The sequence below is a fragment of the Paenibacillus sp. Root444D2 genome, assembly GCF_001426375.1.
GTDB lineage: Bacteria > Bacillota > Bacilli > Paenibacillales > NBRC-103111 > Paenibacillus_E.
This window is the reverse complement of the sequence record NZ_LMEO01000050.1, coordinates 712,441-737,407: the sequence shown is the minus strand read 5'-3', so window position 1 is coordinate 737,407 and position 24,967 is coordinate 712,441. Positions and strand designations below refer to the sequence as shown.

The window sequence follows — 24,967 nt, the reverse complement described above, 5'->3', positions numbered from 1 at the left end:
TTCAGTTCAATATCCTACAATACAAAATGTGACTTTTTTGATGAATTGAACCAATAACAGGAAGATAGAGGTGTCGAAAGAAATGTTAAAGAAAAAGACAAGCGTTTTGCTGGTTGCGCTTTTGATTTTTATGCAGGGCATATATGGGTTTGGTTTTTTGATGCCGGCAAAAGCAGCCACAATTTCAAGCAATATCATCGACAGCGTTACGATGGCTGTATATGACAGTTCGGACCATGTTGTAACGGAAAACGTTTATGAACAAGGTTCCAAGGTGCAATTGGACTATACCTGGTCCTTGCCGAACAGCCATGGTTACCACAACGGGGATATATTTACCTTCACGCTTCCACAGCAATTTCTGCTTTTTAATGATCTCAGCGGCCCTCTTCAGTTTGAAGACGAGGATGTAGGAGCTTTTAGTGTTAATAAAAATAATCATCAAGTCACAATGACCTTTAATAACTATATTGAAAGCCATGATAATGTGAAGGGAATTTTGACGTTCAAGACACAATTTGACACCCAGAAAATAACGGGTAGCACGACTCAAATTATCAAAATGCCTATTAGAAGCGGGGAACAAATCTTTACGCTCAGCTTCAAGCCAAGTGTCACTTCAACAATAGGTAAAAGCGGTGTGCCCCAAGGCTTTAATGCGAAGAACATCGATTGGACGGTTGATGTGAACAAGGCGCTGAATTCCGTTCAGAACGCAGTAGTCACCGACCCGATTCCTGCAGGTCTGGACGTTCCGGTTACCGTCGCTGTTTACAATCTGGATATGAATCTGGATGGAACGGCCGTCCAAGGGGCGTTGGTAGATGTCAGCAAGTACAACGTGAGCATAACGGGCAATATGCTGAAAGTGAGCTTTACGGACAGCCCGATTCAATCGGCATTCCGGGTTCAATATACAACGCCTGTCACCGATCTTGATAAAACTTCATTTATCAATACAGCCACTTTTGAAGGCAGCAATAAAGCACCCGTTAATGCTACGGCAACCGTTACTGTGCAGCATGGCACCGCCCTGGATAAAGCCTCTACGGGTTATAGTTCCAGTACGCAAACCATCGATTGGGCCATTAAGTACAATTACAATGAGAAGAGCATTGCACAAGCCGCAGCCTTCTTGACGGATTTGTTTAACGACTCGGAAGAGCTCGTTGCAGGATCTATTCATGTATATCCGGTTACTCAAAATTCGTCTGGAGTCGAATCGTTAAGCAGTGAGTTGCCCGGCGCTCAGTATACGGTAAGTACAGCAACCGGAACCAACCAAAGCGGATTCAAGTTGCAATTCAATAATCCGATTTCATCCGCGTACAAAATTACGTACCAAACCAAGGCCATTCAACGTGTTATCGACAATGCTACGATTACTAACAATGTTACCTCTGGCAGCGGGAATAGCGATACGGCCACTCAAGGAATGAACCAGGTGGTCATTGTCAAGAATGTGGGAGCAATCAATTATAATGCTAAGACGGTGGAATGGAATATTGCCGTTAACGGTGACAGCCAAACGATGAATAGCGTTGTGATTACGGATGTGTTTCCGAATAAGGGTCTCCACCTCATTCCGGCTTCATTAACTGTCAAAGAGGGCGCCATGCCGATGAGTCCGACTGACTATACAGTAGACGATTCTGCGATTGATCAAGGCTTCCAAATAATTTTCAACAAGCCGTTATCCGGGCCAGTTAACATTAGCTACACAACCGAATTCAATAACGACTGGATCAGTCCTGTCGGCAGCACGACCAATTTTATTAATAATGCGAAGATAGATTGGATCGACAGTTCTTTAAATGCACAAACCAAAACCATAACTTCAACGTTTACCCCTAGAAATGAAGTGGAAAATAACGGATTTAAGAATGGTTCTTACAATGCAAGCACCAAACAGCTGACTTGGACGATTGGTGTCAATTACAATAGTAAAACTCTTGCCGTAGCCAAGGTTGAGGATGTTTTGGAGTCCGGTCAGCAATTGGTCGCCAATTCTTTGGTTTTGTATAATATGACGATTCCTGCGAACGGTAATCCGTCTCAAGGGACGGTTGTAAATAGCGCAGATTATACGTACACGGTCGAAAGCGGTAATAAACTGGTTGTGACTTTCGTTCACCCCATTTCCTCTCCGTATTACATTGTCTTTAAAACAAGTCTGGACAGCAAACTGATTGGAGATAAAGTAGATAATACGGCAAGACTATTTGACGGTTCTGCTCCAGTTTCCGGTAACCTGACGGCGAGTGTGGCCATCCCAAAAGGGGGCGAGTATGTCAACAAGAACGGTGTGCAGGACGGGGACAAAATCAACTGGACGATTGATATCAATCGCGGACAATCAACGGTAGCGGATGCCAAAATTGTGGATACGCCAACTGAAAATCAATTGCTGCTTCCCGGTTCGTTCCATTTATTTGCTACTACAGTTGCAGCCAACGGCGATGTGACCAAGGGTGCAGAATTAACAAAAGGTACGGATTATACGGTTGCAATCATCACGGACGATGACGGCAAACAGACCTTTGAATTGAACTTCCTGCATGAGATCTCAACGGCGTATGTTCTGGAGTATCAATCATTGATCGTTGCAGGCGATAAGGAAACCGTCTCCAATAAAGTTAGCTTTAGCGGCAACAATGTGACTAGTGTGACCAAAGACACGACCAAAAGTATTGTGGTCGGAGTTTCAAGCGGATCAGGCACAGGCAGCGGTATTAGAGGCTCTCTCACGGTTAAGAAAGTGGATTCGGCCGATAGTGGAATAAGGCTTAACGGGGCAACATTTGATCTATATCGGAAGTCAGGTTCTACCCGCTCATTGATCAGCACCCTGACAACGGATGTGACCGGTACGGTTGTATTCAAGAAGTTATTGGCTGGCGACTATTTGGTAAAAGAAACAGCGGCTCCGTCTGGATACACGCTCGATGCAAGCGAACACCTGGTAGCAGTTAATTCGACGGCGGGTATTACTTTAAATGTTTCGAATACGAAGGTGGCTGGACCAGTAACACCGCCAGTAACACCAAGCCCGTCGCCAGATCCAGGGTCAGGTTCGGGTCCAGATCCAACGTCGAGCCCATCCGCAACGCCAACGCCAACGCCGAGCCCGTCGACGATACCATCACCTACACCAACAGCGAGTCCATCGGCAACGCCGGCACCAACACCGTCGGCAAAGCCAACGCCGACGCCGGCACCAACACCGTCGGCAAAGCCAACGCCGACGCCGGATGATCGAACAACGGATAAGGACACACCGATTGATGGTAAAATTGAAGTTCCAAAGGGAGCCATACCATCCATCGGCAAACCGCCGGAGCATGGTAAGGTAACCATTGATCCAGATGGAAGCTGGACCTATAAACCAGACCAAGGCTACATCGGGAAAGATACGATAACTATCGTTATAAAAGATCCCGATGGCAATGAAACGGAAACATTCATTGATATTAACGTTCAAGACATTCCTCTCGGAACTTTAACGGCTAACGGAATACCAGGACAAACACTTCCGAAGACAGGGGAAACCAGCCATTTATATGTAGAGTTAGCCGGTTTTGCTTTGATCCTTGCGGGAGTCATGCTGAGAAAAAGAGTATGGAAGAAGAAATAAAATTAAAGCCTGCCAGAGATATCTGGCGGGCTTTTTATTTGGAAATGGGAAAATTAATTCGTTATAATTGCTTTGGTTCATTCCTTATTGTGGGATCTGAAAAGTGACGGTAGTGCCCTGATCCGGTATTGAGAGGATTATCAATATCTGTTTTTTCGAAAGCAATCCATCAACCTCAGTTCAATTTTATGAGAATTTTTTCCTATCCATCATATCAGATATGTACAGAATTTTGTCGAGATAGTTACAGAACTTTATTTTTCCTCACCATGAAATCTAGGCAGCTGACGATTACATTTAAAGTAATACATAAAAGGAAGGATGTACATATTAATTCATAGGAATACCGAAAGTTGATCAACATATTCGAGAACATAATAATGAAGTTCTGAGGTGTGACGAGTGCAGCAAGAAAATTGTGACATATCCCCGATGAAAGAACAATTGAAGCAACAATTGCGCCACATTTCCGCTGAAATAGAGTGCAGCTTGGATACCTTAGATAATGATGAAAATAGCTGTCTTTTAAGTCGATTTGACGAAATTCGTGAAGCCTTCAAACAAGTCGAATCCATTGCGGCTTCCTTCTATTTGCAATGTTATTTATCCTCTTTCACCAACCATTATTTAGACTTGTCCATTTGCATTCAGCATCTGTCGGAACGTCGACATGGTGCTTTGATCGTGATCCAGAGGAATGATCTGCTGGATATGTTTATGCACTCAGGCATTAGGTTGGAAGCCACGTTGACTTACTCGTTATTGGAAGCCATTTTTTACCCTGGCAACCCACTGCATGATGGAGCCCTACTGATTCAATCCGATCGAATCGTTTCGGCTGCGAATGTTTTGCCAGTATCTAATATTTCGGTAGATAAAAAACTGGGGACAAGACACCGCGCGGCGATAGGTTTGACAGAGCGAACCGATGCTCTTGTACTCGTTGTTTCAGAGGAAACCGGTAATGCTTCGTTTGCCTATAAGGGAATCCTGCACCCCATTAATTCTTTAGATCCAATGATCTAGCCGACCAACGGTATGAAAGATTCAAATCACTCTTTTCTGATAAAAGAACTGTTCCACTAAGTAAACAGATTGCGGGAAATTCAATCCGAGCTGCCACGCCCCAACGCCTTTAAGTTGGTAATCGACGACAGTTTGAAATTTTGCTGCACGGGCTCGCGCATCTTCAAACCACACACTGTGTCTTCTACCGTTCTCGTCCCAATATGAAAAATAAGGTTGTTGGTACTGTATGGAATATTGAATCGGTACTTCATACCTCATAGCTGTTTCGGTAGCCGTTGTAACGGAAACAGCTTTAGCGCTCATAACGGTTCCATTATCCATCGTCCAGTCGTACCCATACCTAGGTACCCCAAGTATAATTTTGTTCCGAGGCATGCGCTGCACGGCGTAATCGAGGGTTTTACGAATCTCATCGATTGGGGCGATGGGTCCAGGACCGGAATGCTTCTCATGCCAATCGTAGGCCATTATGAAAGCGAAATCCACGACAGCACCGATCCCTCCGTAATCATAACCTGGATAATCGCTATCGCTTTTTTTTACATGAAGGGCGACCGATGTTAAGTATCCCTCCGGATTCAAACGATCATTTAACGAACGTAAAAAGCCGGTATACAAGTCTCTTTCCCCTGCCCGTACTTGCTCAAAATCAACATTTACACCAGCATAATTTTTTGTTTTTATCAATGTATAGATATTATTAATGAGTCGATTCCTTATTTCAGGAGAGTTTAGGACTTGCCTTGTCATTTCAGGGCTGAACCCTTCCGGCGTTAAATTCGTAATTGTCGCAAGAGGAGCAACTCGATGATTCCTTGAAGCTATTACGGCGAGTTCATCGTTCTTTAACGTGCTCAAGTTTCCTTCTTCGGTAATGTGATATTCAAAAATGCCAAAGTAAGCATTGTAAGGTGAGAAGTTACGGGTGGTCATTTCAATTTGTTCAGGTGTAGCAGGAATGAAATAACTTAAGCCTTCTTCCGGGTATTTGGTTCTCACCGGCAGATACAGCTTCATGCCTACAGATAATACATCGCTCTGAAGTCCGTTAGCCGAACGCAGGGTGTTCACTTGTACCAAACTCATCTGTGATATCGTATATAACGAATCTCCGGGCTGAACAATATAATAATTTGATGGAACAATCAAAGCTTGACCGGGAACCAGCGTTGGATCAATCAAGCCGTTTACTTCACGGATTTTATCGAGGGGAAATTGAAATTTTGAAGCAATAGAAAAAAGAGAATCTCCATTTTTTACGGTGTAAATGAACATATGAAATTTTGTCCCCCCAGCAGAGCAAAGATACTTTCTTCATAAATATTCATTAATAAGCATGTTTCAGAACAACTGCACCGTACTTACGAAGGGGAATGGATGGGATCAACAAAACTTTTCAACATTGTTCAAATTGATCAGAAAGAATCCGTGCTCTAAGGAAAAGATAGAAGGCTATGGGATAGTCATCTTTGTCTTTTCATACTATGGCTGCTCTGACGTCCGTTTAAACTGATAGGGGGTCAATCCCACGTGTTTCTTGAACATTTGGCAAAAATAAGAGAAGTTCCCCAGTCCCACGGCCTGTCCGATTCCCTGTATTGAGATGTCACTTGTTTTAAGCAATAAACAGGCTTGACGAATGCGTCTAGCGGTTAAATATTCAGTAATGCTGCTGCCTACGATTTGCTTAAATACCGCGGATATATGATTTGGAGATAGATGAATGGCCTGAGCGAGCTGATTAAGCTCAAATGGCTCCATGTAATGGATTTCAATCCATTCCATGACCTTCTCAGCAATGGATGAGGACTTTACTTTGGAATTACGTTCCGCGGATAGGTTGTAGCCGGTTAATGGATAGGATGTTTTTAAATGATGCATCAGGTTGGTTAAGAAGAACAATTGCTCTTCCAGCAAATGTTCTGGTTTGGCATGCTCAATTGTATGATGGTGTGCTTGGAGCAAGTTATGAAAAGCTTCCGTGTCTAGTCCGCTTATCTTTTGAATAGACAAGGGGTCTTTCCAAAGCTTCTGGAAAAATTCGCGTGTGGAAGGGAATGCAGCTAAACAGTCATCAAGCAGTGTAGGTTCAAATACGAAAAAGGATCGGATGTACGCATGCTGGGCTTGTTCGTTCATACGAATCCGATGAAGCTGGAAAGGTCTGAAGTAAAAGAGCATACCTGGGGCCAGATCGAAAATTTGTTGTTCCACAATGACGGTACCGGTGCCTTCGTGGACGATAAGGATTTCCATACCTTGATGTGCGTGATAGATTTCAGCAAAAGCATTTGTCCGATTTCGGAAAAATTGAAGATGTGCAGGGTGTTGATTAAGGTTCAAGTAATTCATTACCTTCATGGTCCGAATGACTCCCATCTTCTCTAATCTGTTAAATCATAATACAACAACATTTTATCATAAGAGCACTACACTCTGTTCGATTGATTTTTGCTATACTGAGGGCAAGAATTTCGGTAGGAGTGATAGACATTGCTTGGTCAACGTTTGAATCAGAATTGGGAGCATTATTGTGGGAGTCTAGGAGGCGTATGGGAGGTATGGCGAGGTGATAAGCTTCAAAATCACTATAATGTCCCATGGAAGCAAGTAGAGCTTCCGCATTCTTATAATGCTTTGGATACGATGGACCCAGACAGTAAGTACTATCAAGGACAGGGCTGGTATCGCACAAAGCTGGAGGTGAACAATCCGTATCCGAACGGGCGAACGCTTTTGCACTTTGAAGGAGCTGGACAGCGTTCAAGCGTATTTGTTTATACCGAGCAGGTGGGCGAGCACCTTGGAGGTTATGATGAATTCACGGTTGATATTACTGAAGCTGCTGCACGAGCGCGTACAATTGAACGGTATGAGGGTAAAGTAGCCGTAGCCGTCATGTGCGATAACAGCCGCGAGCTAGAGACGATTCCGTCAGATGCTAGTGATTTCCACCTATATGGCGGTGTGTATCGCTATCTGAGTCTGGTCTATGTGCCAGCGATGTCGCTGGAGAAAGTACATATCGAGACCGACACACAAGCCCTGCAAAGGTCGATGATAACCGGCTCGGATTCGATATCCTCCTGTACGGTGAAAGTTCGCGCTGCGTTATATAATCCGAAGGGCTTGAACGAAAACCTGCAATTGACGATTCAATTAACGGATCCAACAGGCAAAGTGATAGCGGTTTCAAATGTGAGCTCAATGCCGTGGGAAGGTGATAAGGAGCTAACCGTATTCGAGCTAGATACCCCTCAACTCTGGTCGAAGGATCAACCTGTCTTGTATGGTTGTAATGTGACACTTTCGAGTATGCATGGAGAGACAACGGTTAACGAGAAATTCGGGATTCGTTTCTTCGAGTTCATAAAACAGGGTCCGTTCAAGCTTAATGGTGAGCGGTTATTGCTTCGAGGTACACATCGACATGAGGATCATGCCGGTGTTGGGCCTGCGATGACAGAAGAGATGATACGTGAAGAAATGCGATTGATTAAGAGTATGGGAGCTAACTTTATACGGCTAGGCCATTACCAGCAATCAAGAATTGTACTGAATCTATGCGATGAGCTCGGCATATTGGTTTGGGAGGAAATCCCCTGGTGCCGTGGAGGTTTAGGCGGCGAAGCTTACCGGCAGCAATGTCGCGATATGCTAAGCGCGATGATCTCTCAGCATTACAATCATCCGTCCGTGATTCTTTGGGGGCTTGGCAATGAAAATGATTGGGAATGCGATTTTGATTATTTTGATCAGGGAGAAATCCGCAGATTTATGAAAGAACTTCATGACCTGTCACACCAGTTGGATGCAGGGCGCCTGACCGCGATACGGCGATGTGAGTTTTGCAAAGATATTATTGATGTCTACTCGCCATCCATTTGGGCTGGGTGGTATCGAGGCATATACACAGACTACGAGAAAAGCTCCCGGATGGCCTTTGAACAGGTGGACTCCTTTTTCCATATGGAATGGGGGGCTGATAATTTGCCAACTCGGCATGTGGAGAAAACGTACACAGGTTTCGAGTATATCCCTCGTGGAAACGGAGCTACAGAAGAGCGAGATGGGGATTATTTACTTACTGGAGGCGAAACGCGTGTCTCTCGCGACGGAGACTGGTCGGAGACCTACTTCTGTGAAATGATCGATTGGTATTTAAAATGCCAAGAGGGAATGGATTGGCTGACAGGTGCAGCACAATGGTCCTTCAAGGATTTCGCCACACCAGTCCGACCGGATTCACCGATTCCGTATCTGAATATGAAGGGAATCGTTGAACGTGATTTGACGAAGAAGGAAGCTTTTTATGTATTCCAATCTTATTGGTCTAAAGAACCTATGGTGCGCATCTACGGTCACACGATGCCAGTTCGTTGGGGGGCTGAGGATGAGCAGAAGTGCCTAAAGGTTTATTCCAACTGCCCTAAGGCGGAGCTTTTCCTTAATGGGGTTAGTTTAGGTATAAAACTGCGAGATTCCAAAGACTTCCCATGTGCGGGTCTACGTTGGAACACGACCTTCAATCCTGGCATGAACCATCTGCAGGTCATCGCTGAGAAGGAAGGCATCATCGTGAAAGATGAGCTGACCTTCGACTACCAGACAGAGACATGGGGGGAGCCGACGGAGCTTCGGCTTGCGTCAGTGAAACAGGATGATGGTCGTATCTATGTGGAAGCGCGTATGTTTGACGAGAAGGGTGTTTTTTGTCCAGATGCTTCTCATTTCATTCGTTTCGGACTTAGCGGCGATGGTAAGCTGCTTGATGGTCTTGGCACGATCCATGGCTCGAAGCTTGTACAGCTAGCAACTGGACGCGCGGGGATTTATATCGATCCGTTAGGAGGAAGCGCAGCTGCCATCGGCGAGACTGCGTTCATATCTGCGGGCGGACCAGCCATGGCTGTGATCAAAGCAGGCAAAGTGACTCATTTGCCTACTTCGATAGTTAGCGCGAAGTGTGAAGGTATTGCTACTGCTTTTATCACTTTACAATAAAACCAAAGGAGCGAATCGAATGGAAAACAAGACAACGATTCAAGCTGACAAGTGGAAAAACGCGGCAAGCATGAAGGAAGCACTGCCCCTCGTATGGGAGGCGCTGCAGGTTAAGGTAGATAGAATGATCGAGCAGCTCGGGGATAAATCTCCGCATGTGGCTAAGGAAGACGGGATCTACGATGATATGCGGCATGATTGGTGGACATCCGGTTTTTGGCCAGGCATCCTGTGGATTATGCACGAAATGACAGGCAAGGAGCATTACAAAAAAGCGGCTTGGAGCTGGGACGAGAAGTTTGAAAAGAAGATGATCGAGGCTAACAACTATCATCATGATGTAGGCTTTCAATTCCTGCCGACGGCGGTTATCAAATACAAGCTGACAGGCGATCAGGACGGTAAGCGCCGGGGGCTGTTCGCGGCAAACTTCTTAACGGGACGCTTCAATCTGGCTGGTCAGTTTCTGAGAGCTTGGAATCAAGAAAAAATCGGTTGGTCTATCGTAGATTCGTCTATGAACTTATCTATATTGTTTTGGGCTGCACAAGAGTCTGCTGATCCACGGTTTGAGCATGTAGGCAAGGCGCATGCTGATACGGTGGTGGAACACTTTATCCGAGAAGACGGATCTGTGAATCATATTTTAAGCTTTGACCCTAGGTCGGGTGAACTCATCGAATCGCTTGGCGGGCAGGGAGCAGGACCTCACTCTTCCTGGAGCCGTGGGCAAGCATGGGCGCTGCATGGCATGGCGAACACTTACCGCTACACAGGGGATGCCAAATATCTCCATGCCGCTAGACGCGTAGCGCACTATTTTCTAGCTTGCTTGCCTGAAGATTATGTAGCGCATTGGGATTTCCGCGCAGATGAATCATTGGAAGGCCTCCCGCGCGACACGTCTGCGGCAACCTGTGCTGCGTCTGGTCTGCTTGAGCTGGCTGATGCACTTCCAGCCGTAGAGGGCGCACTATATCGACGAGCAGCGGAACGGATCCTGCTTTCCTTGACCCAGAACTATGCGACATGGGATCAGCCGGAGCATGAGGCAATCCTACGTGGTGGAACTGGAAATTTACCCGCTGGGCAGAACATTGATGTTTCCTTGATTTATGGGGACTATTATTACGTTGAAGCTATTGCGAAGCTGCTAGGCTGGAAGAATCGTATTTTCTAGCAAACTGGCCTGTGATTAGCTAATTTCATTATGGAATTAGTAGGTCACAGGCCAATTGCTTTTACATGAGTTGCACGCGGAAGGTTAGTAGTTTGCAGGGAGGAGCCTGATAATGGGAATCTTAAAGTTAAAGAAGGAACAATGGAATGATTACTTTGATATGGACAGAATTCTCCATGATGCGGAGGAGTCGCTTCAGGCCTCGATGATACATATAACAGATCATATTGCTCATGGAAGTCCAGGAGGCATGCATGACTATTATTCGAATGGAGACTATTGGTGGCCGAATCCGGATACGGAGGACGAACTGCCGTATATTCGCCGCGATGGCGAAAGTAATCCTGGCAATTTCGATTATCACCGGAGTGCGCTGCGGATTATGAGGTCGCACGTGGTCAGGTTGGCTTCGGCCTATCGGATTACTGAGGATGAGCGGCATGCGGCAAAAGCGATACAGCTTTTGAAGGGGTTTTTCTTGGATGAACAGACCCGAATGAATCCGCATCTGCTGTATGCCCAAGCGATTCCTGGTGTATGCGAGGGAAGGGGAATCGGGATTATCGATACGCTCCACTTGATCGACATTACGGTAGCTTTTGAAGTTTTGCAAAGGTCTTTAAGTGTGGAGGATGCTTTCAGGTTGAGCCTCGAGGATTGGTTCTCCAGTTACTTGAATTGGATGAGCACGCACCAGCAAGGTATTGAGGAACGGGACGCGTCCAATAATCATGGGATCTGTTGGTTCGTGCAAGCAGCCGCATTTGGTCGGATGACTGGGAATCAACAAATGCTTGCTTATTGTCGGGAACAATTCAAGACCCGTCTGCTAGCTGAACAAATGGATCAGAACGGCAGTTTGCCGAGGGAATTGGCACGAACTAAGCCTTACGCCTATTCCATCTTCGCATTGGATAATCTGGTCACCCTCTGCCATATCCTATCGACTCCGAACGATAACCTATGGGATTATCAATTACTCGATGGAAGGGGAATCCGGAAGGGAATCGATTTTCTGACGCCATATTTAATGAATAAAGCTTCGTGGCCTTATAGGCATGATGTGGAGTGCTTTGAAGAGTGGCCTGTAGGGATATCGTTTCTATTATTCGCAGGGCTTGCTTACGAATCTAATGATTTGCTGAAGCTGTGGCACTTGCTGGACAAAAGCCCGGCGAATTCAGAGGTGCGTCGAAATATGGCCATCAGACAACCAATGCTTTGGTTGTAAGAATGTAGAGGCAATGCAGTGAAGGGATGTCTGGTAACCAAGGACACTCCCTTTTTTATGTTTACATCCCTATTTGAATATCCAGATTAGGTAATGAGGGTGTGGAGTTTCGATTTTAAAGATGAATTTACGATTATGAAGATTTATTATCTCCATGATTTATATAAAATTGAAGGAGAGTGCGCACTCGACGACAATGAAAGGAGTTCAATGGTTGGAAGGTTTGGTTGTTCGTTAATGAAACCAAGATAAGAGGAGGATGTTTTAATGGGAAAAGGAAAAAAAGCAGGCATTGTTATGTTAATGATTAGTTTATTTCTTGCCATGATCCCTTTTTCAAGTTATGCTGCTGACGCTAAATTGTCGGTCGCAACGTCTGGCGTGACGGCGAGTGCGGATGATGGGAACGTACCTGCCAATACGGTGGATGGAAGCTTAACGACCCGTTGGTCTGCAAGTGGTGACGGGCAATGGATCAAGTACGATTTGGGCTCTGTAAAAAAAGTATCTTTCCTTAAAATCGCTTTTCTAAATGGGGATACGAGAACATCTAATTTTGATATTCAAGTATCTACGGATAATGTTACTTTTACGACGGTTCAGGCTAACGTGACGAGCAGTTTGAATACAAGCCTGCAGATGTTTGATTTTCCGGATGTAGACCCCGTCCGTTATGTGCGGATTGTTGGACATGGCAACTCTGTCAACGCATGGAATAGTTACACAGAGGTTGAAATTTACGGAGACACTTCTGTAAGCGCTTCCGGTGACGCGAAGTTCTCCATCTCCGGGTCTTCCGTGACCGCAAGCGCGGATGATGGGAATGTGCCTGCTAACACAGTGGATGGAAGCTTGACCACACGTTGGTCTGCTAGCGGAAATGGGCAATGGATCAAGTACGATTTGGGTTCGAATGTCAAGGTCGCCTTCATTAAGATTGCATTTTTAAGCGGGGATACAAGAACTTCTAGTTTCGATATTCAAACTTCCACAGATAACGTGAATTTTACAACGGTTCAGGCTAACGTGACCAGCAGTTTGAATACAAGCTTACAGACTTTTGACTTCCCAGATGTAACGCCAATCCGTTATGTGCGAATTGTTGGACACGGCAACTCCGTCAACACATGGAACAGTTATACTGAGGTAGAAATCTATGGTGTTGTTCCTGTTACTCCTGGTATACCTGTTTCCACATCCGGAGAGTTAGCAACGGCCTTGAGTAATGCAAGTGCGGGTACTACGATCGTTCTCGCTAATGGGACCTACTCACAAACAGGCCCCTTCGTCTTGAGCAACAAAAACGGAACAGCAAGCAGCCCTATCACGATCAAGGCAGCTAATCAAGGGCAGGCGATTATTTCTGGCGGGGCGTCTCTCCAAATTCAAAACTCATCCAATGTCGTTATCGAAGGGCTTAAATTTACAAACTTAGGAAACACAGCCCTTCTCCTTGATGGATCCAATAACATTCGAGTTACTCGAAATCAATTCGCGCTGCAAGCAACCGGAGGAACCCTCATCTGGCTTCAGGTTAGCGGAGTCAATAGTCATCACAATCGAATCGACCATAATGACTTCGGTCCCAAGAGCGACATGGATCCTCTAATTGCCTATCAAGGTGATAATGACGGAAACATCTCTCAGTATGACGTCATCGAATATAATTACTTTCATGATGTGGGTCCATGGGTGGCTAATGGTAAAGAAACGATACGCCTTGGATTATCAGGAATCTCCTTGTCCAATGGATTTAATACTATCCAGTATAATCTATTTGAGAACTGCGATGGCGAACCCGAAATCGTTTCTGTGAAAAGCAGCAACAACACGGTTCGTTATAATACCTTTAAGACGTCCAAAGGAGGGCTCACCTCAAGACATGGACATAACAACTCATTTTACGGAAACTATTTCCTTGGTGATGGTGTAGAAACGGAAGAAGCGGGAATCCGTATTTATGGCAATGACCATAAGATTTACAACAATTACATGGAGAACCTCACGGCTAACGCCATTATTCTTGACAATGGTAATTATGATGGGGGCACGAGTGGGTATCCTTCCAATCCAACACCTGATGACTTGAGAGCGCAGTGGAAAATTTACCGAGCGCAAGTCATCAATAATACGATCGTTAATAGCACGACAGGAATTGTTGTTGGTTCCAGTAAAACATACGCTGCTCAGGACAGCAGAGTGGCTAATAATATCGTGAGAAATTCCACGGGTACCTTGTACGATGAAGTTGTGACCACCAACACCGTATTCGAAGGGAATATGGGGTTCGGCAGCACAGTTAGCAATAATAGTTCGAGGACGGCTGCCCAAATTTGGGGAATCAATCCGTTGTTAACAACCGTTAACGGGTTGCAAAAATTGTCCGCTACCAGTCCGGCGATCAACGCTGCTTTAGGAACCTACACCTTTGTAACAGAGGATATGGATGGAGAAACACGCTCCACCACGGATATTGGTGCAGATGAACGGTCTTCAAGCACATCCTTTGGGAAACATCCGTTGGTTGTAACAGAGGTTGGACCGAATGCGCCATAAGTAATGATTAAATAGTTTAAATGAAGATCGCAACAGCTTAGGCTGTGCGGTCTTTTTTCCATGTAAGAAAGTATAAGTTTTCGGTTCTCATAACCGCTTTCTTATGTGGCCACACATCCTTGACCTTGATAAAGGTTTTCTCAACCGTCCATTTCGTGTCGATTCTCCAATATAGTCGCTCCTTCTGCCATGTAGCTCAATATTTAATGTTCACCCACCTGTGAACATATTCACCAGATTGTAGCGGAACGTAGATGCCTTATTTTACTCAAAAACGCGTATATCACGTTTTCGCGGAACGAGGAGCCTCTATTTCCGCTTTCGAGGCGAAAAAACCGGTAAAACGCCAAAATAACGCCCCCACGTTCCGCTTACCGGCCCTGTATCAGCATAATCACCGAAATAGAGGCTCCTCGTTCCCTCCGATCCTCCGATTAGCAGCTTATATGTTCGAAATCACTCCACAGAGTTGGATCTGACCAGCTGTTTATCAGTATTTGAATAGAAGCCTATCTACCTCACGTAGCTGCTGAATGACTTTAAGGGGCGGAGTAATCAGTTTTTCTTATAAAACTTGATAATGATGGAAAAGCCAAGTAGAGTTTAAGTGTAGGAGTTGAAAGTGGGGGGTTGTTTTATTTGAAAAAACTAGGTATTGCTTTGCTGATCGTCTCAGGGGTTGCTCTATTGTCGGCATTTACGATTCCCTTCTTCATTCATAACGGAAGTGAGATGGCTGGTTGGATCGCTGGTCTTCTTATTGTTAGCGAAATTGCGTTCTGGACAGGCGGCATCATTCTTGGTAAAGAAGTGGCGAGAAAATATAGACGGTACTTAAATCCTAAAAACTGGTCGCGAAAACAGCATAAGTCGAGTAACGATGGAGAATAAAGAAGAGATACTTCAGGAAAGTTTAGTTTTTTTCTTAATTTCAGGTATACTATAACCTGCAGATGAAAAAGGGGTGGTCCAATGTTTACAATGACAAGTTACACTGTGGAATTAGTGAAAGATCCATTTGGGATATTGACGGGGCAGCGATATGAATTTCTCATAGATATTGAAGTTGAGGAAGATGATGAGCTTTACTCCGAAAGCGGATTATATATTAGAGCGATCTATAGCGTGGAAGAGGAAAAGTCCGGAATTATGAAATACGAGCTATATGAGAAAACGACACAACTCTATTTGGATTTTGATTTAGAGGATGATGAAGTTGCCGCAGTAGAAGCGTTTTGTAAAGAGCATTTTCATGAAGGAAATGATTAAGTAAAATGAACAGCCATTCGAGATGCATGCATCTTGGATGGCTGTTTTTCTTCCTATTGAATCAAGTATCAACGCGGTGTATTTATCCTTTTTCGGACTGTTTAGTCAAGAAAATAATGAATAAAAAGAAAACCCCTCACGTAGTAAGGGATTTTCATCAAGTTCAGGCGTACTTCTTATCCTTGAAGGATGTCTTCCACCTTTTGTAACACATCTTCCGTCAAGCGGATGCCGCTAGCTGCGCAGTTTTCAACGACTTGCTCAGGGCGGCTAGCACCAACGAGAGCACTTGCTACATTATTTTGTCTGAGAATCCAAGCAATGGCCAGCTGAGAGACCTTGATGCCAAGCTCGTCGGCGATTCCAGATAATTGTGCCACTCTATTCAAAGAAGCTTCGTTTAATTGCTTATCGCTCCAATTCTTACTGCTTGCTCGGCTATCGGCTGCGATGGGTTGTCCTGCACGATATTTGCCTGTAAGAAGCCCCTGTGCAAGCGGCGAGAAGACAACCTGGCCGAATCCCTTAGCCTCACCAAGTGGGATAATTTCTTTTTCGATGTAGCGATTAAATAGGTTGTAGATCGGTTGATTGACAATGAGCTTATCTAACAAAAGCTTGTCTGCAATGGCATATGCGTCGACAATCTGAGCAGGCGTCCATTCGCTAACGCCGATGTAAAGTACCTTGCCTTGTGTGACCAAATCGTCCAATGCACGCAAAGTTTCTTCTAGCGGAGTTTCAGGGTCATAACGGTGGCAATAGTAAATATCAATGTAATCCGCATTCAGTCGACGTAGACTGGCTTCGGCCTGTTCTTTAATATGCTTGCGGGATAAACCGCGATCATTAGGACCATCGCCCATCGTATTAAAAACTTTGGTGGCTAGAACATAGGATTCCCGTGGATAGGAAGCAAGTGCTTTGCCCATGACTTTTTCTGCTTCACCACGTTCGTAGACGTTAGCTGTATCAAAGAAATTAACACCCAAATCATAAAGAGATGAAGACAATCTGCTCTGTAGCCCGTGGATAGGAAGCAAGTGCTTTGCCCATGACTTTTTCTGCTTCACCACGTTCGTAGACGTTAGCTGTATCAAAGAAATTAACACCCAAATCATAAGCTTGTTCAATCGAACGGACGGCAGGGTCTTCCCCGACATAACCGCCGTATGTGAGCCAACTGCCAAGACTGATTTCACTGACTTTGAGACCGCTGTTACCGAGTTTGCGATATTGCATGATTGTTAACCTCCTAGTGCAATGTGGGATAAGTACTATCTATTAGTATAAAGACATTCCCCGGTTTATGTAAGAACTGACAAATAGGTGATTTAGTTACCTGGAGGTGTGACGCTTACTTCAAGGTAAGTATAAAAGTGATCGGGAAATCAAAAGAGATGAAGACAATCTGCTCTGTAGCCNTGTTAATTGTAGCGGTTCCAAATAAATAGGTGATTTAGTTACCTGGAGGTGTGACGCTTACTTCAAGGTAAGTATAAAAGTGATCGGGAAATCAAAAGAGATGAAGACAATCTGCTCTGTAGCCAAAAGAAAGCTTTTCAAGTAAAATGACGTTGAAAGGAGGAGGTATTCATGTTAGCTTCCCTATTTGTTGGCATCGTAGCTATAGAGCATATCTACATTCTAATATTGGAAATGTTTTTATGGACGACACCTCGCGGTTTGAAAGCCTTCGGAATGACGAAGGAACAAGCCCAGGAAACCAAATCTCTTGCTGCTAATCAAGGTTTATATAATGGATTTCTTGCAGCTGGTCTTGTATGGGGACTCGTTCACCCTGATGCATCCATGGGTCGTTCCATTGAGATTTTCTTCTTAATCTGTGTGATTATTGCTGCCTTGTATGGCGGGGCAACTGCAAAAAGGTCGATTTTGCTAGTACAGGGTTTACCTGCGGTTATTGCTCTTCTTTTTGTCCTTCTGTAAGATCACCACTACATAAGTAAATAGACATAGAAAAGACTTACATAGGTAAGGTTTTATCGCAATAAATAAGGGAAGTCCCTATAGCTACTGGGGACTTCCCTTATTTATTAGGCATACTTCACTACTTTATTTTTGCCGCTCGTTTTTGCTCGGTACATGGCTTCATCCGCCTGTTTGATGAGCTCCTCGGCGCTTAGACCATTCTTGTACTTGCTGTAGCCGATACTTGCGGTTACGATCGTTTCTTTTTCGATTCGACTGCGAACGCGTTCCGCAAAGGCTTCCATTTTGACACTAGGATCTGTCACCATGACGACCATCTCTTCGCCACCGTATCGGCCGGCAATGCCGCATTCTTCGGCTTCTTCTTTCATAATCAGCGCAACTTGCTTGAGCACATCGTCCCCCATCTGATGACCTTGGGTATCATTTAGCTTCTTGAAGTTATCAATGTCGCTAAATAAAATGTACACAGGCAAATGCCGTCCAACATATTGGGAAACGCGATTATAGAAAAATTTGCGATTATATAGACGTGTAAGCCCGTCCGTTATGGATGAATTATAAATGGCCTGCATAAGCTCTACGACACGTTCAAAGAGCAGCATAAATAATAAAAAATAATAAATAATCGGTAAGACATTGGCTGCAATGGATAACAAAGGCTGAACGTTCCCATACATATAGGCATTTACAAGGTGGACAGATTGAATGAAAAAGTAAACCGTCAGTGCCATTTGATATTTGACCTGTTGGCCGATGTACGGTGGAATTGTGTAGAAACAAAGAAAGATCAGTACAAATACATAGAGCTCTAGACCAATATCCTGAAGCAATCTAACTTGCTCATGCGTCCCTGTATACATATTCGGCACACTGAAATGAAGGATAGAAACGACAAAACCCATAATCATTAAGCCATAGAAGAATATGTACTGCTTACGATTCGTACGATTGTATAACTGATAGATCCCCATATTTATAAGGATAAAGGATATTATTTTAAGCATTAGCAGCATGTAGGCGGTTAAACTTGTATCAATGTTGCTGAGTGATAAATATAATTGTAATAGGTAATGAATGCCTACTATAACTAGTGAAATGGTCATCGACATGTAGCCTTTTTTGCGACGGTCTAGAAATAATCGAAGAGAGATCACGAACATAAGGGCAACAATGACAACGATAATGGCATTCGATAATAATGAAGCTAAATCACCGAAAAGCAGATCAACGACGTTCATACTTTCCTCCAAAATACCCTGTTTTTCGACATGTAGTGACTCTATTATAAAGGAAAATGCGAGAGAGGGATAGAATCGATTGTTAGGGCTCGAAGGTGTTCTCTTTTCTATTCGGCGCACACAAGTTACAATAAGAAGGTAAGCTCAAGGATTTGGGAGAGGGGCTCATGCAATGAACATATTGCAAGCATTGTTTTTCCCCCCGGAACAGCCGGGTGGGGTGTCATCCATGGTTCCCTATATATTGGACCGTTTTAATAAAAAAGGCTGGGAAATGGAATTATTTTCGCTACCTAAGCGGATTCGAGGCAAGGGTACTGAGGAAGTGGAGTTCGTCACTTTTGATTGGCGGAAGTATGCCGGAAACCCGATCGTTGATAAATACATTCAGACGTACAAGGATTATGTTTGGTGGACGAAGCTAAGAATTTCCAAGAAGTATGATATCATCCATGCTCATCATCCGATTGCGGCACTTGCCATGAAGCAGATTTACCCCGAAACACCCGTCATTTTAACCATTCATTCTAGCTTTGAGAGAGAGCTTATTTTGAATGGACGCATTCAGGAGAATGGCGTAGAGCATCAATTCCTTACTCAAATTTACGGGGAGCTTGAAGCGAGAGTCGATCAGATGATCACAGTCTCTAATTCGTTCAAGCAATATATGGCGGAATATGTGCAGGATAGTGAACGGATTGGCGTTATCCCAAATGGTTTTGACGAAAAGCGTTTTCGTCCGATTTCACATGAAAATCCAGTTACGCAGTTCATAACTGTTTGCCGTTTAGTGCCTGCCAAAGGGCTCGATACGCTGCTGATTGCTTGCGGAGAGCTGAAAAAACGCGGTCATCCCTTCGTTTTACATATTATTGGTGATGGACCGAGCCGAGAAGAGCTGGAGAAGCTCGCGATTCAGCATAATATTTACGAAGAAACGATTTTCTATGGCTATATGCTGCATCCAGAAGAATTTATGCCGTTCTTTGATGTATTCGTTCTGCCATCGCGCGCGGAGGCATTCGGGTCTGTATTTGCAGAAGCAGCACTGTGCTGGTTAGCGTTAATAGGAACTGATGTCGGAGGGATCGCTGAGCAAATCGAACATGGACATAACGGCTTGCTTGTACCGGTTGGTGATGCGATGGCGCTTAGCCATGCTTTGGAAAAAGTCGTCATTGATCCTACTTTCCGCTATAATTTGGCACGAACTGCTTGGGAAAAGGCGAAGAAAACTTACTCTTTAAACCGTGTGCTGCGGCAGCTTAAAAGTGTATATGAGAGTTATCCTATCGCTGCTCAATCAAATAACGATGATAGTGCGGATAGTGAAAAAAGCTGAATTAGGAAGGCGTTTGAGACATGAAACGACTGCGGTTTATGCATGCCGCCGATCTGCATCTGGACAGTCCGTTCAAAGGCATGTCGGCGCTGCCTGAACGGGTTCGTGAGCGAATACGAGAATCGACGTTTGAAGCGCTCAAGGAACTCGTGGCTTTAGCGATACAAGAGCAGGTAGATTTTGTACTCATTAGTGGGGATGTTTATGATTTATCTGATCGTTCCTTACGCGCTCAAATTCGCTTCCAGAAAGCACTGGAGCGATTAGCTGACAGGGGAATTCCTACTTATATTATTCATGGAAATCATGACCCGGAGGATGGACGTGCCGCGAAATTGGATTGGCCGGCAGCAGTCCATTTTTTTGCGTGCGACCAAGTGGAGACGATTAGCGTGGAAAAGCCGAATCGCGGCATCATCGCCCAGATTCATGGCATTTCATATCGAAGCTCGGCTGTTACGGATAATTTAGCTGTCAAATTTAAAGCAGGCCAAGAGAACGTATGTCAGATCGGCCTTTTACATACGAATGTCGACGGTGATCCCGGTCATGATAATTATGCCCCTTGCAGCAAGCAGGATTTGCTTGAAGCGGGTATGAACTACTGGGCATTAGGCCACGTACATACGAGGAATGTGCTTCATCAGCAGCCGGCGATTGTTTACCCAGGGAACCTGCAGGGCCGAAGTATTCGGGAAACAGGACCACGTGGGTGTTATATCGTCGATATGTCTGAGGATGGACGAGCTGAGCTAACCTTCCATGCGTTGGACCAGGTTCGTTGGTTCTTAGAGCAGCTGTCGGTGACAGGCATACAGACCGAGCAGGAATTGAAAGACCGGCTCGGGGAGCAGCTCGAGCGTATCCGGTCTGAGGCGGACGGCAGAGATGCCGTCGTCCGTCTTGTTCTGGAAGGGCGCAGCGCGGTGCATGGCTTGCTGCGCAAAGGGCGGGCATTGCAGGAGCTGACCGCCGAACTGCGTGAGGACGAAGCCGAGCGGAGCCGCTTCGTCTGGGTGGAATCGATCGAGGACCGAACGGCAAGTGAGCTCGACCTCGAGGCCTTACAGCAGGAGAAGAGCTTCCTTGGCGACCTTCTGCGGTATTCGGCTGCGCTGCAAGGCGACGACGAAGCGCTTGCTTTGTTTGCAAGCGAGGCGCTGGCCGCGCTGCAGAGCTTGCCGCAGGCAGCCGGTGACCCGGCTGCGGCGGAGCCTGAACGGTTGCGCGAGTGGCTGCGCGCCGCACAAGAATTAGCCGCGGATCTGTTGTCCGCGGATGGGGGGGGACATGGATGAGAATCGTATCCATGCAGGTTCAAGGCTTCGGCAGCCTGCGCGAGCGGCAGCTTGATACGGACAGCCCATTGGTGCTGTTTTACGGCGCCAACGAAGCGGGCAAGAGCACGCTCATGGGCTTCGTCCGCGCGGTGCTGTTCGGCTTCCCGACTCGTCAGAGCCGGTTGGAACGCTACGAGCCGCTGGGCGGCGGCGCGCATGGAGGCGCGCTAACCCTGCTCGATGAGCAGGGTCAGCTCATTCGCGTCGAGCGCTACGACGCGCCCGCCGCAGGCGGCAGACGAGCCTCTGCGGGGCTCGTCAAGGTTACCCTCGGTGATGGCACCACCGGGGGCGAAGACCTGCTGAACACGCTGCTGGGCGGCCTATCGGCCGACCTCTTCCGCAGCTTGTTCGCTTTCGGTTTAACCGAACTGCAGGAGCTGCGCACCCTGCAGACGGACGAGCTCAGCGGCTATCTGTATAGCGCTGGGCTTGGTGTGAGCGGCTCGGCCATCATGGAGGCCGAGCGCAAGCTGACGGCGCAGGCCGACGGCCTGTACAGACCCCGCGGGCGCAATCAGGAGATGAACCGTCTCCTGAAGGAGCTTGAGGGTCTGGAGCAGTCGCTGCGCCGCAGCCGGGACCCAGCAGCCGACTACGATCGGCTGCGAGCGGAGCGCCGCTCCGCGGAGGAGCGCATTGCTGCCCTGGAGGGGCAGCAGGAATCGCTGCGCGCGGAACTGCACAAGCTTGGCCTGGCCGGCAAGGCGCGCAGCGGATGGATCCGCTTGCGTCAGATCGGCCAGGAGCTTGCGGCGCTGCCTGCGCTGGCGGGCTTCCCCGAGCATGCCTCGGCGAGGCTTGACGCGCTCGAGGCAGAGCTGGAGCGCATTCATGCGGAGCGCGCTCGGCTCCTGCTGCGGCAGCAGGGACTAACGAGTCAGCTGCGCGCTATAGAGCTTGTGCCTGATCTGCTCGAGCATCAGATTGAGCTGAATCATTGGCTGGAGCAAGCAGCCACATATGAAGAGAATAAACGCAGCGTAGATCAAATGCGCGTGGAGCGGGAACACCAACGCGCGCAGGTAGATAGGCTGCTTAAACAAATAGATGTTCACTGGGAGGAGACAGATTTAGCCTCTTTCTCGGTAACGATTTCGCTGCGTGAACAGGTACGAGCTTACAAAGACCGGTTTCATAAGTCCAAGGAGAGTGAGCTGCGCGTCAGAACAGAGCTTGAGAGTCTGCAGCAGCAGGTGGAACGCGTCCAAGAAACGGTAAGGAGCTTGGAATCCGATCTACATAAAAGCGGGGTAAGAACAGATGGTTCAGCCTCTCCTGGTTGGGGAGGAGCAGATCCATCTGCCACCTTGCACCAAATAGCGAGAGATTATGCCAGGTGGCAGCTGCTTGTGAGAGAGCTTGCCCATCAAAAAGAACGCGATGCTGTGGAAAATCAGTTCCAGCTTAGTCTGGAAGAGGCGGCGAAAGCAGGCAAAACGGCCTCACGGAGACTGCGTCAACGCATCGTTGTCATAACCGGCCTTTTGGCCGTCTTGGCGCCATTATTGCTGTTATGGCAGGGCAGCTGGCTGGCAGCTCTCTGCGCCTTTCTTTTATTTGCTGGTACTGCGCTCTATTTACTTGTTTCTGATCGTGCAGAGACAGAGAGCCGCTCTTCCCGAGTGATGACTTCATCCCCGATCAGGGATGAAAGTCTGAGTGATGAACTTCGCTTGCTGGAACGCCGCCTTCAAGAACAAATCCAACCTTTTGCCCAACAGCAAACGGGCTACGGTGAAGCTGCGGCAGCATCAGCTGCTCATTCGTGGGGCCGTTCCGCATCATTGTCTCTTGAAGTTCTCCAGCCACAATTGGATGCTTGGATGCGTGAAGCTGAGCAAAATAAACAGCAACGAAGCGAGCTGCTTCGTAAACTAGAGAAGCTGCAGGACACGAAGGAGATGCTGCAATCTCTTCGGCAGCAAGAAGATCAGCGTAGTGGATACTTCGAGCAGCTTATGTTGGAGTCAGATCAGCTCCAGTTGGATTGGAATCATTGGCTGCAATCGCTGGGACTAAGTACACAGTTATCAGCAGATGCCCTGTTAGAAACCATCCAGACGATTGAGCAAGGGCAGGAAAGTCTTCGTCAGCTTCATAAGCTGGAGTCCAAGCTTGAGGTATTAGTAACAAACATCGATCATTACGAAAAGACAGTCGGTTCACTTCTTCGACTTTCACCGGTGACACGGCAAGAGCCCGTATTCGCGCTCAAACGCTGGAAAGAGCAGGAGCAAGAACAAGTGAAGCTGCTTACGGAGAAGAAGCATGGCGAGCAGTTATATTCGGAAACCGAGCAAGAACTGCAGCTTCTACAGACCAATGAGCAGCGTACACAAGGCCGGTTGGACCAGCTTTTACAGGAAGCGTCTGCATGTGACGGTGAAGAACTGCGTATTCATCAGAGAGAGCAGGAAGAACGCAGGAAACTGATGGAAGAACAAACATTGCTGGAATCCTCGCTCGAAACGTTACTTAGCCGATCCTTACTTCCCAGCTACACCGAGCTTTTGGAAACCCAAGGAGAAGAGGATATCTCACTTCAAATGACATCCCTCCAAGGTCAGTTAACCGATACTGCCCATGAAACGAATGAACTTCGGGAGGTCGTTGGCAAGCTGGCGGGGCAAATTGAGAAGCTGGAGCAAGGCTCAGAACAGGCCGATCATCTTCTTCAGGCTGAAGCATATCGAGCTACCATTCGGCAGCAAGTGGATCAATACGCCGTAGCTTCTTTTGCTTCACTGCTGATGAAGAAAGCCCGCGAATTTTACGAGCATGAACGGCAGCCTGGCGTGCTTCTGCGAGCATCGGATTACTTTGCGAAAATGACGAACGGTGCCTTCTCTCATGTCAAAGCGCCATTCGGAGAGCAGCGGCTAGTGGCCATACGAGCGAATGGAGAGTCGCTGGATACGACTCAGCTTAGTCGGGGAACGGCAGAGCAGCTCTACTTATCCATGCGCTTTGCACTCGCCCAGGAGTATGCTTACAAGGCTATTTTACCGCTGGTGATGGACGATATACTCGTCAATTTCGATGAGGAACGAATGGAGAGCTGTTTACGCGTTCTTGCAGACATAAGCAGCAAGCATCAAGTGCTGCTCTTTACCTGCCACAGCCACGTGCGGGATGCGGCAGCAAGAGTTATTCCCGGAAATCGCTTAATTCGTTTGTAGAAGCGT

At 46.5% G+C, this 24,967-nt stretch carries 16 protein-coding genes and 1 pseudogene; 12 read left to right on the top strand and 5 right to left on the bottom strand.

From position 1 onward, the window contains the following. The first annotated feature begins 82 nt into the window (after positions 1 to 82). Positions 83 to 3,634: a collagen binding domain-containing protein gene (locus ASD40_RS30650; protein WP_057307105.1), complete on the top strand. Its 3,552-nt coding sequence runs from the start codon at positions 83 to 85 to the stop codon at positions 3,632 to 3,634. A gap of 402 nt (positions 3,635 to 4,036) precedes the next feature. After that, positions 4,037 to 4,660, top strand: coding sequence for a sporulation-specific diadenylate cyclase CdaS (cdaS, locus tag ASD40_RS30645; protein ID WP_082562559.1), 624 nt, complete (start codon positions 4,037 to 4,039; stop codon positions 4,658 to 4,660). A 21-nt stretch (positions 4,661 to 4,681) separates the two neighbouring features. On the opposite strand, the gene ASD40_RS30640 is transcribed toward cdaS, so the two are convergent. Next, positions 4,682 to 5,938, bottom strand: coding sequence for a glycosyl hydrolase family 18 protein (locus ASD40_RS30640; protein ID WP_057306901.1), 1,257 nt, complete (start codon positions 5,936 to 5,938; stop codon positions 4,682 to 4,684). A gap of 207 nt (positions 5,939 to 6,145) precedes the next feature. Continuing rightward, the gene (locus ASD40_RS30635) at positions 6,146 to 7,024 is read right to left on the bottom strand and encodes a helix-turn-helix domain-containing protein (protein WP_057306900.1); all 879 of its coding nucleotides are present in this window, start codon (positions 7,022 to 7,024) and stop codon (positions 6,146 to 6,148) included. A gap of 132 nt (positions 7,025 to 7,156) precedes the next feature. Here ASD40_RS30635 and ASD40_RS30630 point away from each other — a divergent pair, with 132 nt between their 5' ends. From ASD40_RS30630 to ASD40_RS30605, 6 genes are all read left to right on the top strand, one after another. Next, positions 7,157 to 9,667: a glycoside hydrolase family 2 TIM barrel-domain containing protein gene (locus ASD40_RS30630; protein ID WP_057306899.1), complete on the top strand. Its 2,511-nt coding sequence runs from the start codon at positions 7,157 to 7,159 to the stop codon at positions 9,665 to 9,667. A gap of 70 nt (positions 9,668 to 9,737) precedes the next feature. After that, positions 9,738 to 10,847 (top strand): glycoside hydrolase family 88 protein, encoded by a 1,110-nt coding sequence (locus tag ASD40_RS30625; protein WP_063860290.1) that lies wholly within the window; start codon positions 9,738 to 9,740, stop codon positions 10,845 to 10,847. Between the two features lie 112 nt (positions 10,848 to 10,959). Further along, entirely contained in the window at positions 10,960 to 12,078 is a 1,119-nt protein-coding gene (locus ASD40_RS30620; protein ID WP_057306897.1) for an alginate lyase family protein, read from the top strand. Positions 12,079 to 12,345: 267 nt separating this feature from the next. Then, positions 12,346 to 14,634, top strand: coding sequence for a chondroitinase-B domain-containing protein (locus ASD40_RS30615; protein ID WP_235549446.1), 2,289 nt, complete (start codon positions 12,346 to 12,348; stop codon positions 14,632 to 14,634). Between the two features lie 639 nt (positions 14,635 to 15,273). Then, entirely contained in the window at positions 15,274 to 15,525 is a 252-nt protein-coding gene (locus ASD40_RS30610; RefSeq protein ID WP_057306896.1) for a transporter suffix domain-containing protein, read from the top strand. 81 nt (positions 15,526 to 15,606) lie between these two features. Continuing rightward, entirely contained in the window at positions 15,607 to 15,903 is a 297-nt protein-coding gene (locus tag ASD40_RS30605) for a DUF6509 family protein (RefSeq protein WP_057306895.1), read from the top strand. 176 nt (positions 15,904 to 16,079) lie between these two features. Here ASD40_RS30605 and ASD40_RS30600 read toward each other — a convergent pair whose 3' ends face one another. Then, the gene (locus ASD40_RS30600; RefSeq protein ID WP_268795936.1) at positions 16,080 to 16,916 is read right to left on the bottom strand and encodes an aldo/keto reductase family protein; all 837 of its coding nucleotides are present in this window, start codon (positions 16,914 to 16,916) and stop codon (positions 16,080 to 16,082) included. 109 nt (positions 16,917 to 17,025) lie between these two features. Then, a pseudogene (locus ASD40_RS39555) lies at positions 17,026 to 17,145 on the bottom strand (aldo/keto reductase); the annotation flags it as partial. A gap of 354 nt (positions 17,146 to 17,499) precedes the next feature. Between ASD40_RS39555 and ASD40_RS30590 the strand changes: the two are divergent. Next, positions 17,500 to 17,853, top strand: coding sequence for a DUF1304 domain-containing protein (locus ASD40_RS30590; RefSeq protein WP_057306893.1), 354 nt, complete (start codon positions 17,500 to 17,502; stop codon positions 17,851 to 17,853). Positions 17,854 to 17,960: 107 nt separating this feature from the next. Here ASD40_RS30590 and ASD40_RS30585 read toward each other — a convergent pair whose 3' ends face one another. Next, the gene (locus tag ASD40_RS30585) at positions 17,961 to 19,097 is read right to left on the bottom strand and encodes a GGDEF domain-containing protein (protein WP_057306892.1); all 1,137 of its coding nucleotides are present in this window, start codon (positions 19,095 to 19,097) and stop codon (positions 17,961 to 17,963) included. A 172-nt stretch (positions 19,098 to 19,269) separates the two neighbouring features. Between ASD40_RS30585 and ASD40_RS30580 the strand changes: the two genes are divergently transcribed. Genes ASD40_RS30580 through ASD40_RS30570 form a run of 3 tightly spaced genes read left to right on the top strand, consistent with a single transcriptional unit; the run spans position 19,270 to position 24,961 of the window. Further along, a complete protein-coding gene (locus ASD40_RS30580) occupies positions 19,270 to 20,439 on the top strand; it encodes a glycosyltransferase family 4 protein (RefSeq protein WP_057306891.1) in 1,170 nt (389 codons plus the stop codon). Positions 20,440 to 20,459: 20 nt separating this feature from the next. Continuing rightward, entirely contained in the window at positions 20,460 to 21,737 is a 1,278-nt protein-coding gene (locus ASD40_RS30575; RefSeq protein ID WP_057306890.1) for a metallophosphoesterase family protein, read from the top strand. Next, entirely contained in the window at positions 21,734 to 24,961 is a 3,228-nt protein-coding gene (locus ASD40_RS30570; protein ID WP_057306889.1) for an AAA family ATPase, read from the top strand. The genes ASD40_RS30575 and ASD40_RS30570 overlap by 4 nt, the downstream gene beginning before the upstream one ends. Positions 24,962 to 24,967: the final 6 nt, after the last annotated feature.

Bases quoted from the DNA above. Each gene is read 5' to 3' on its own strand.
- ASD40_RS30650 (WP_057307105.1), top strand. From the start codon at position 83: ATGTTAAAGAAAAAGACAAGCGTTTTGCTGGTTGCGCTTTTGATTTTT.
- ASD40_RS30640 (WP_057306901.1), bottom strand. From the start codon at position 5,938: ATGTTCATTTACACCGTAAAAAATGGAGATTCTCTTTTTTCTATTGCT.
- ASD40_RS30635 (WP_057306900.1), bottom strand. From the start codon at position 7,024: ATGAAGGTAATGAATTACTTGAACCTTAATCAACACCCTGCACATCTT.
- ASD40_RS30625 (WP_063860290.1), top strand. From the start codon at position 9,738: ATGAAGGAAGCACTGCCCCTCGTATGGGAGGCGCTGCAGGTTAAGGTA.
- ASD40_RS30620 (WP_057306897.1), top strand. From the start codon at position 10,960: ATGGGAATCTTAAAGTTAAAGAAGGAACAATGGAATGATTACTTTGAT.
- ASD40_RS30615 (WP_235549446.1), top strand. From the start codon at position 12,346: ATGGGAAAAGGAAAAAAAGCAGGCATTGTTATGTTAATGATTAGTTTA.
- ASD40_RS30605 (WP_057306895.1), top strand. From the start codon at position 15,607: ATGTTTACAATGACAAGTTACACTGTGGAATTAGTGAAAGATCCATTT.
- ASD40_RS30590 (WP_057306893.1), top strand. From the start codon at position 17,500: ATGTTAGCTTCCCTATTTGTTGGCATCGTAGCTATAGAGCATATCTAC.
- ASD40_RS30585 (WP_057306892.1), bottom strand. From the start codon at position 19,097: ATGAACGTCGTTGATCTGCTTTTCGGTGATTTAGCTTCATTATTATCG.
- ASD40_RS30580 (WP_057306891.1), top strand. From the start codon at position 19,270: ATGAACATATTGCAAGCATTGTTTTTCCCCCCGGAACAGCCGGGTGGG.
- ASD40_RS30575 (WP_057306890.1), top strand. From the start codon at position 20,460: ATGAAACGACTGCGGTTTATGCATGCCGCCGATCTGCATCTGGACAGT.
- ASD40_RS30570 (WP_057306889.1), top strand. From the start codon at position 21,734: ATGAGAATCGTATCCATGCAGGTTCAAGGCTTCGGCAGCCTGCGCGAG.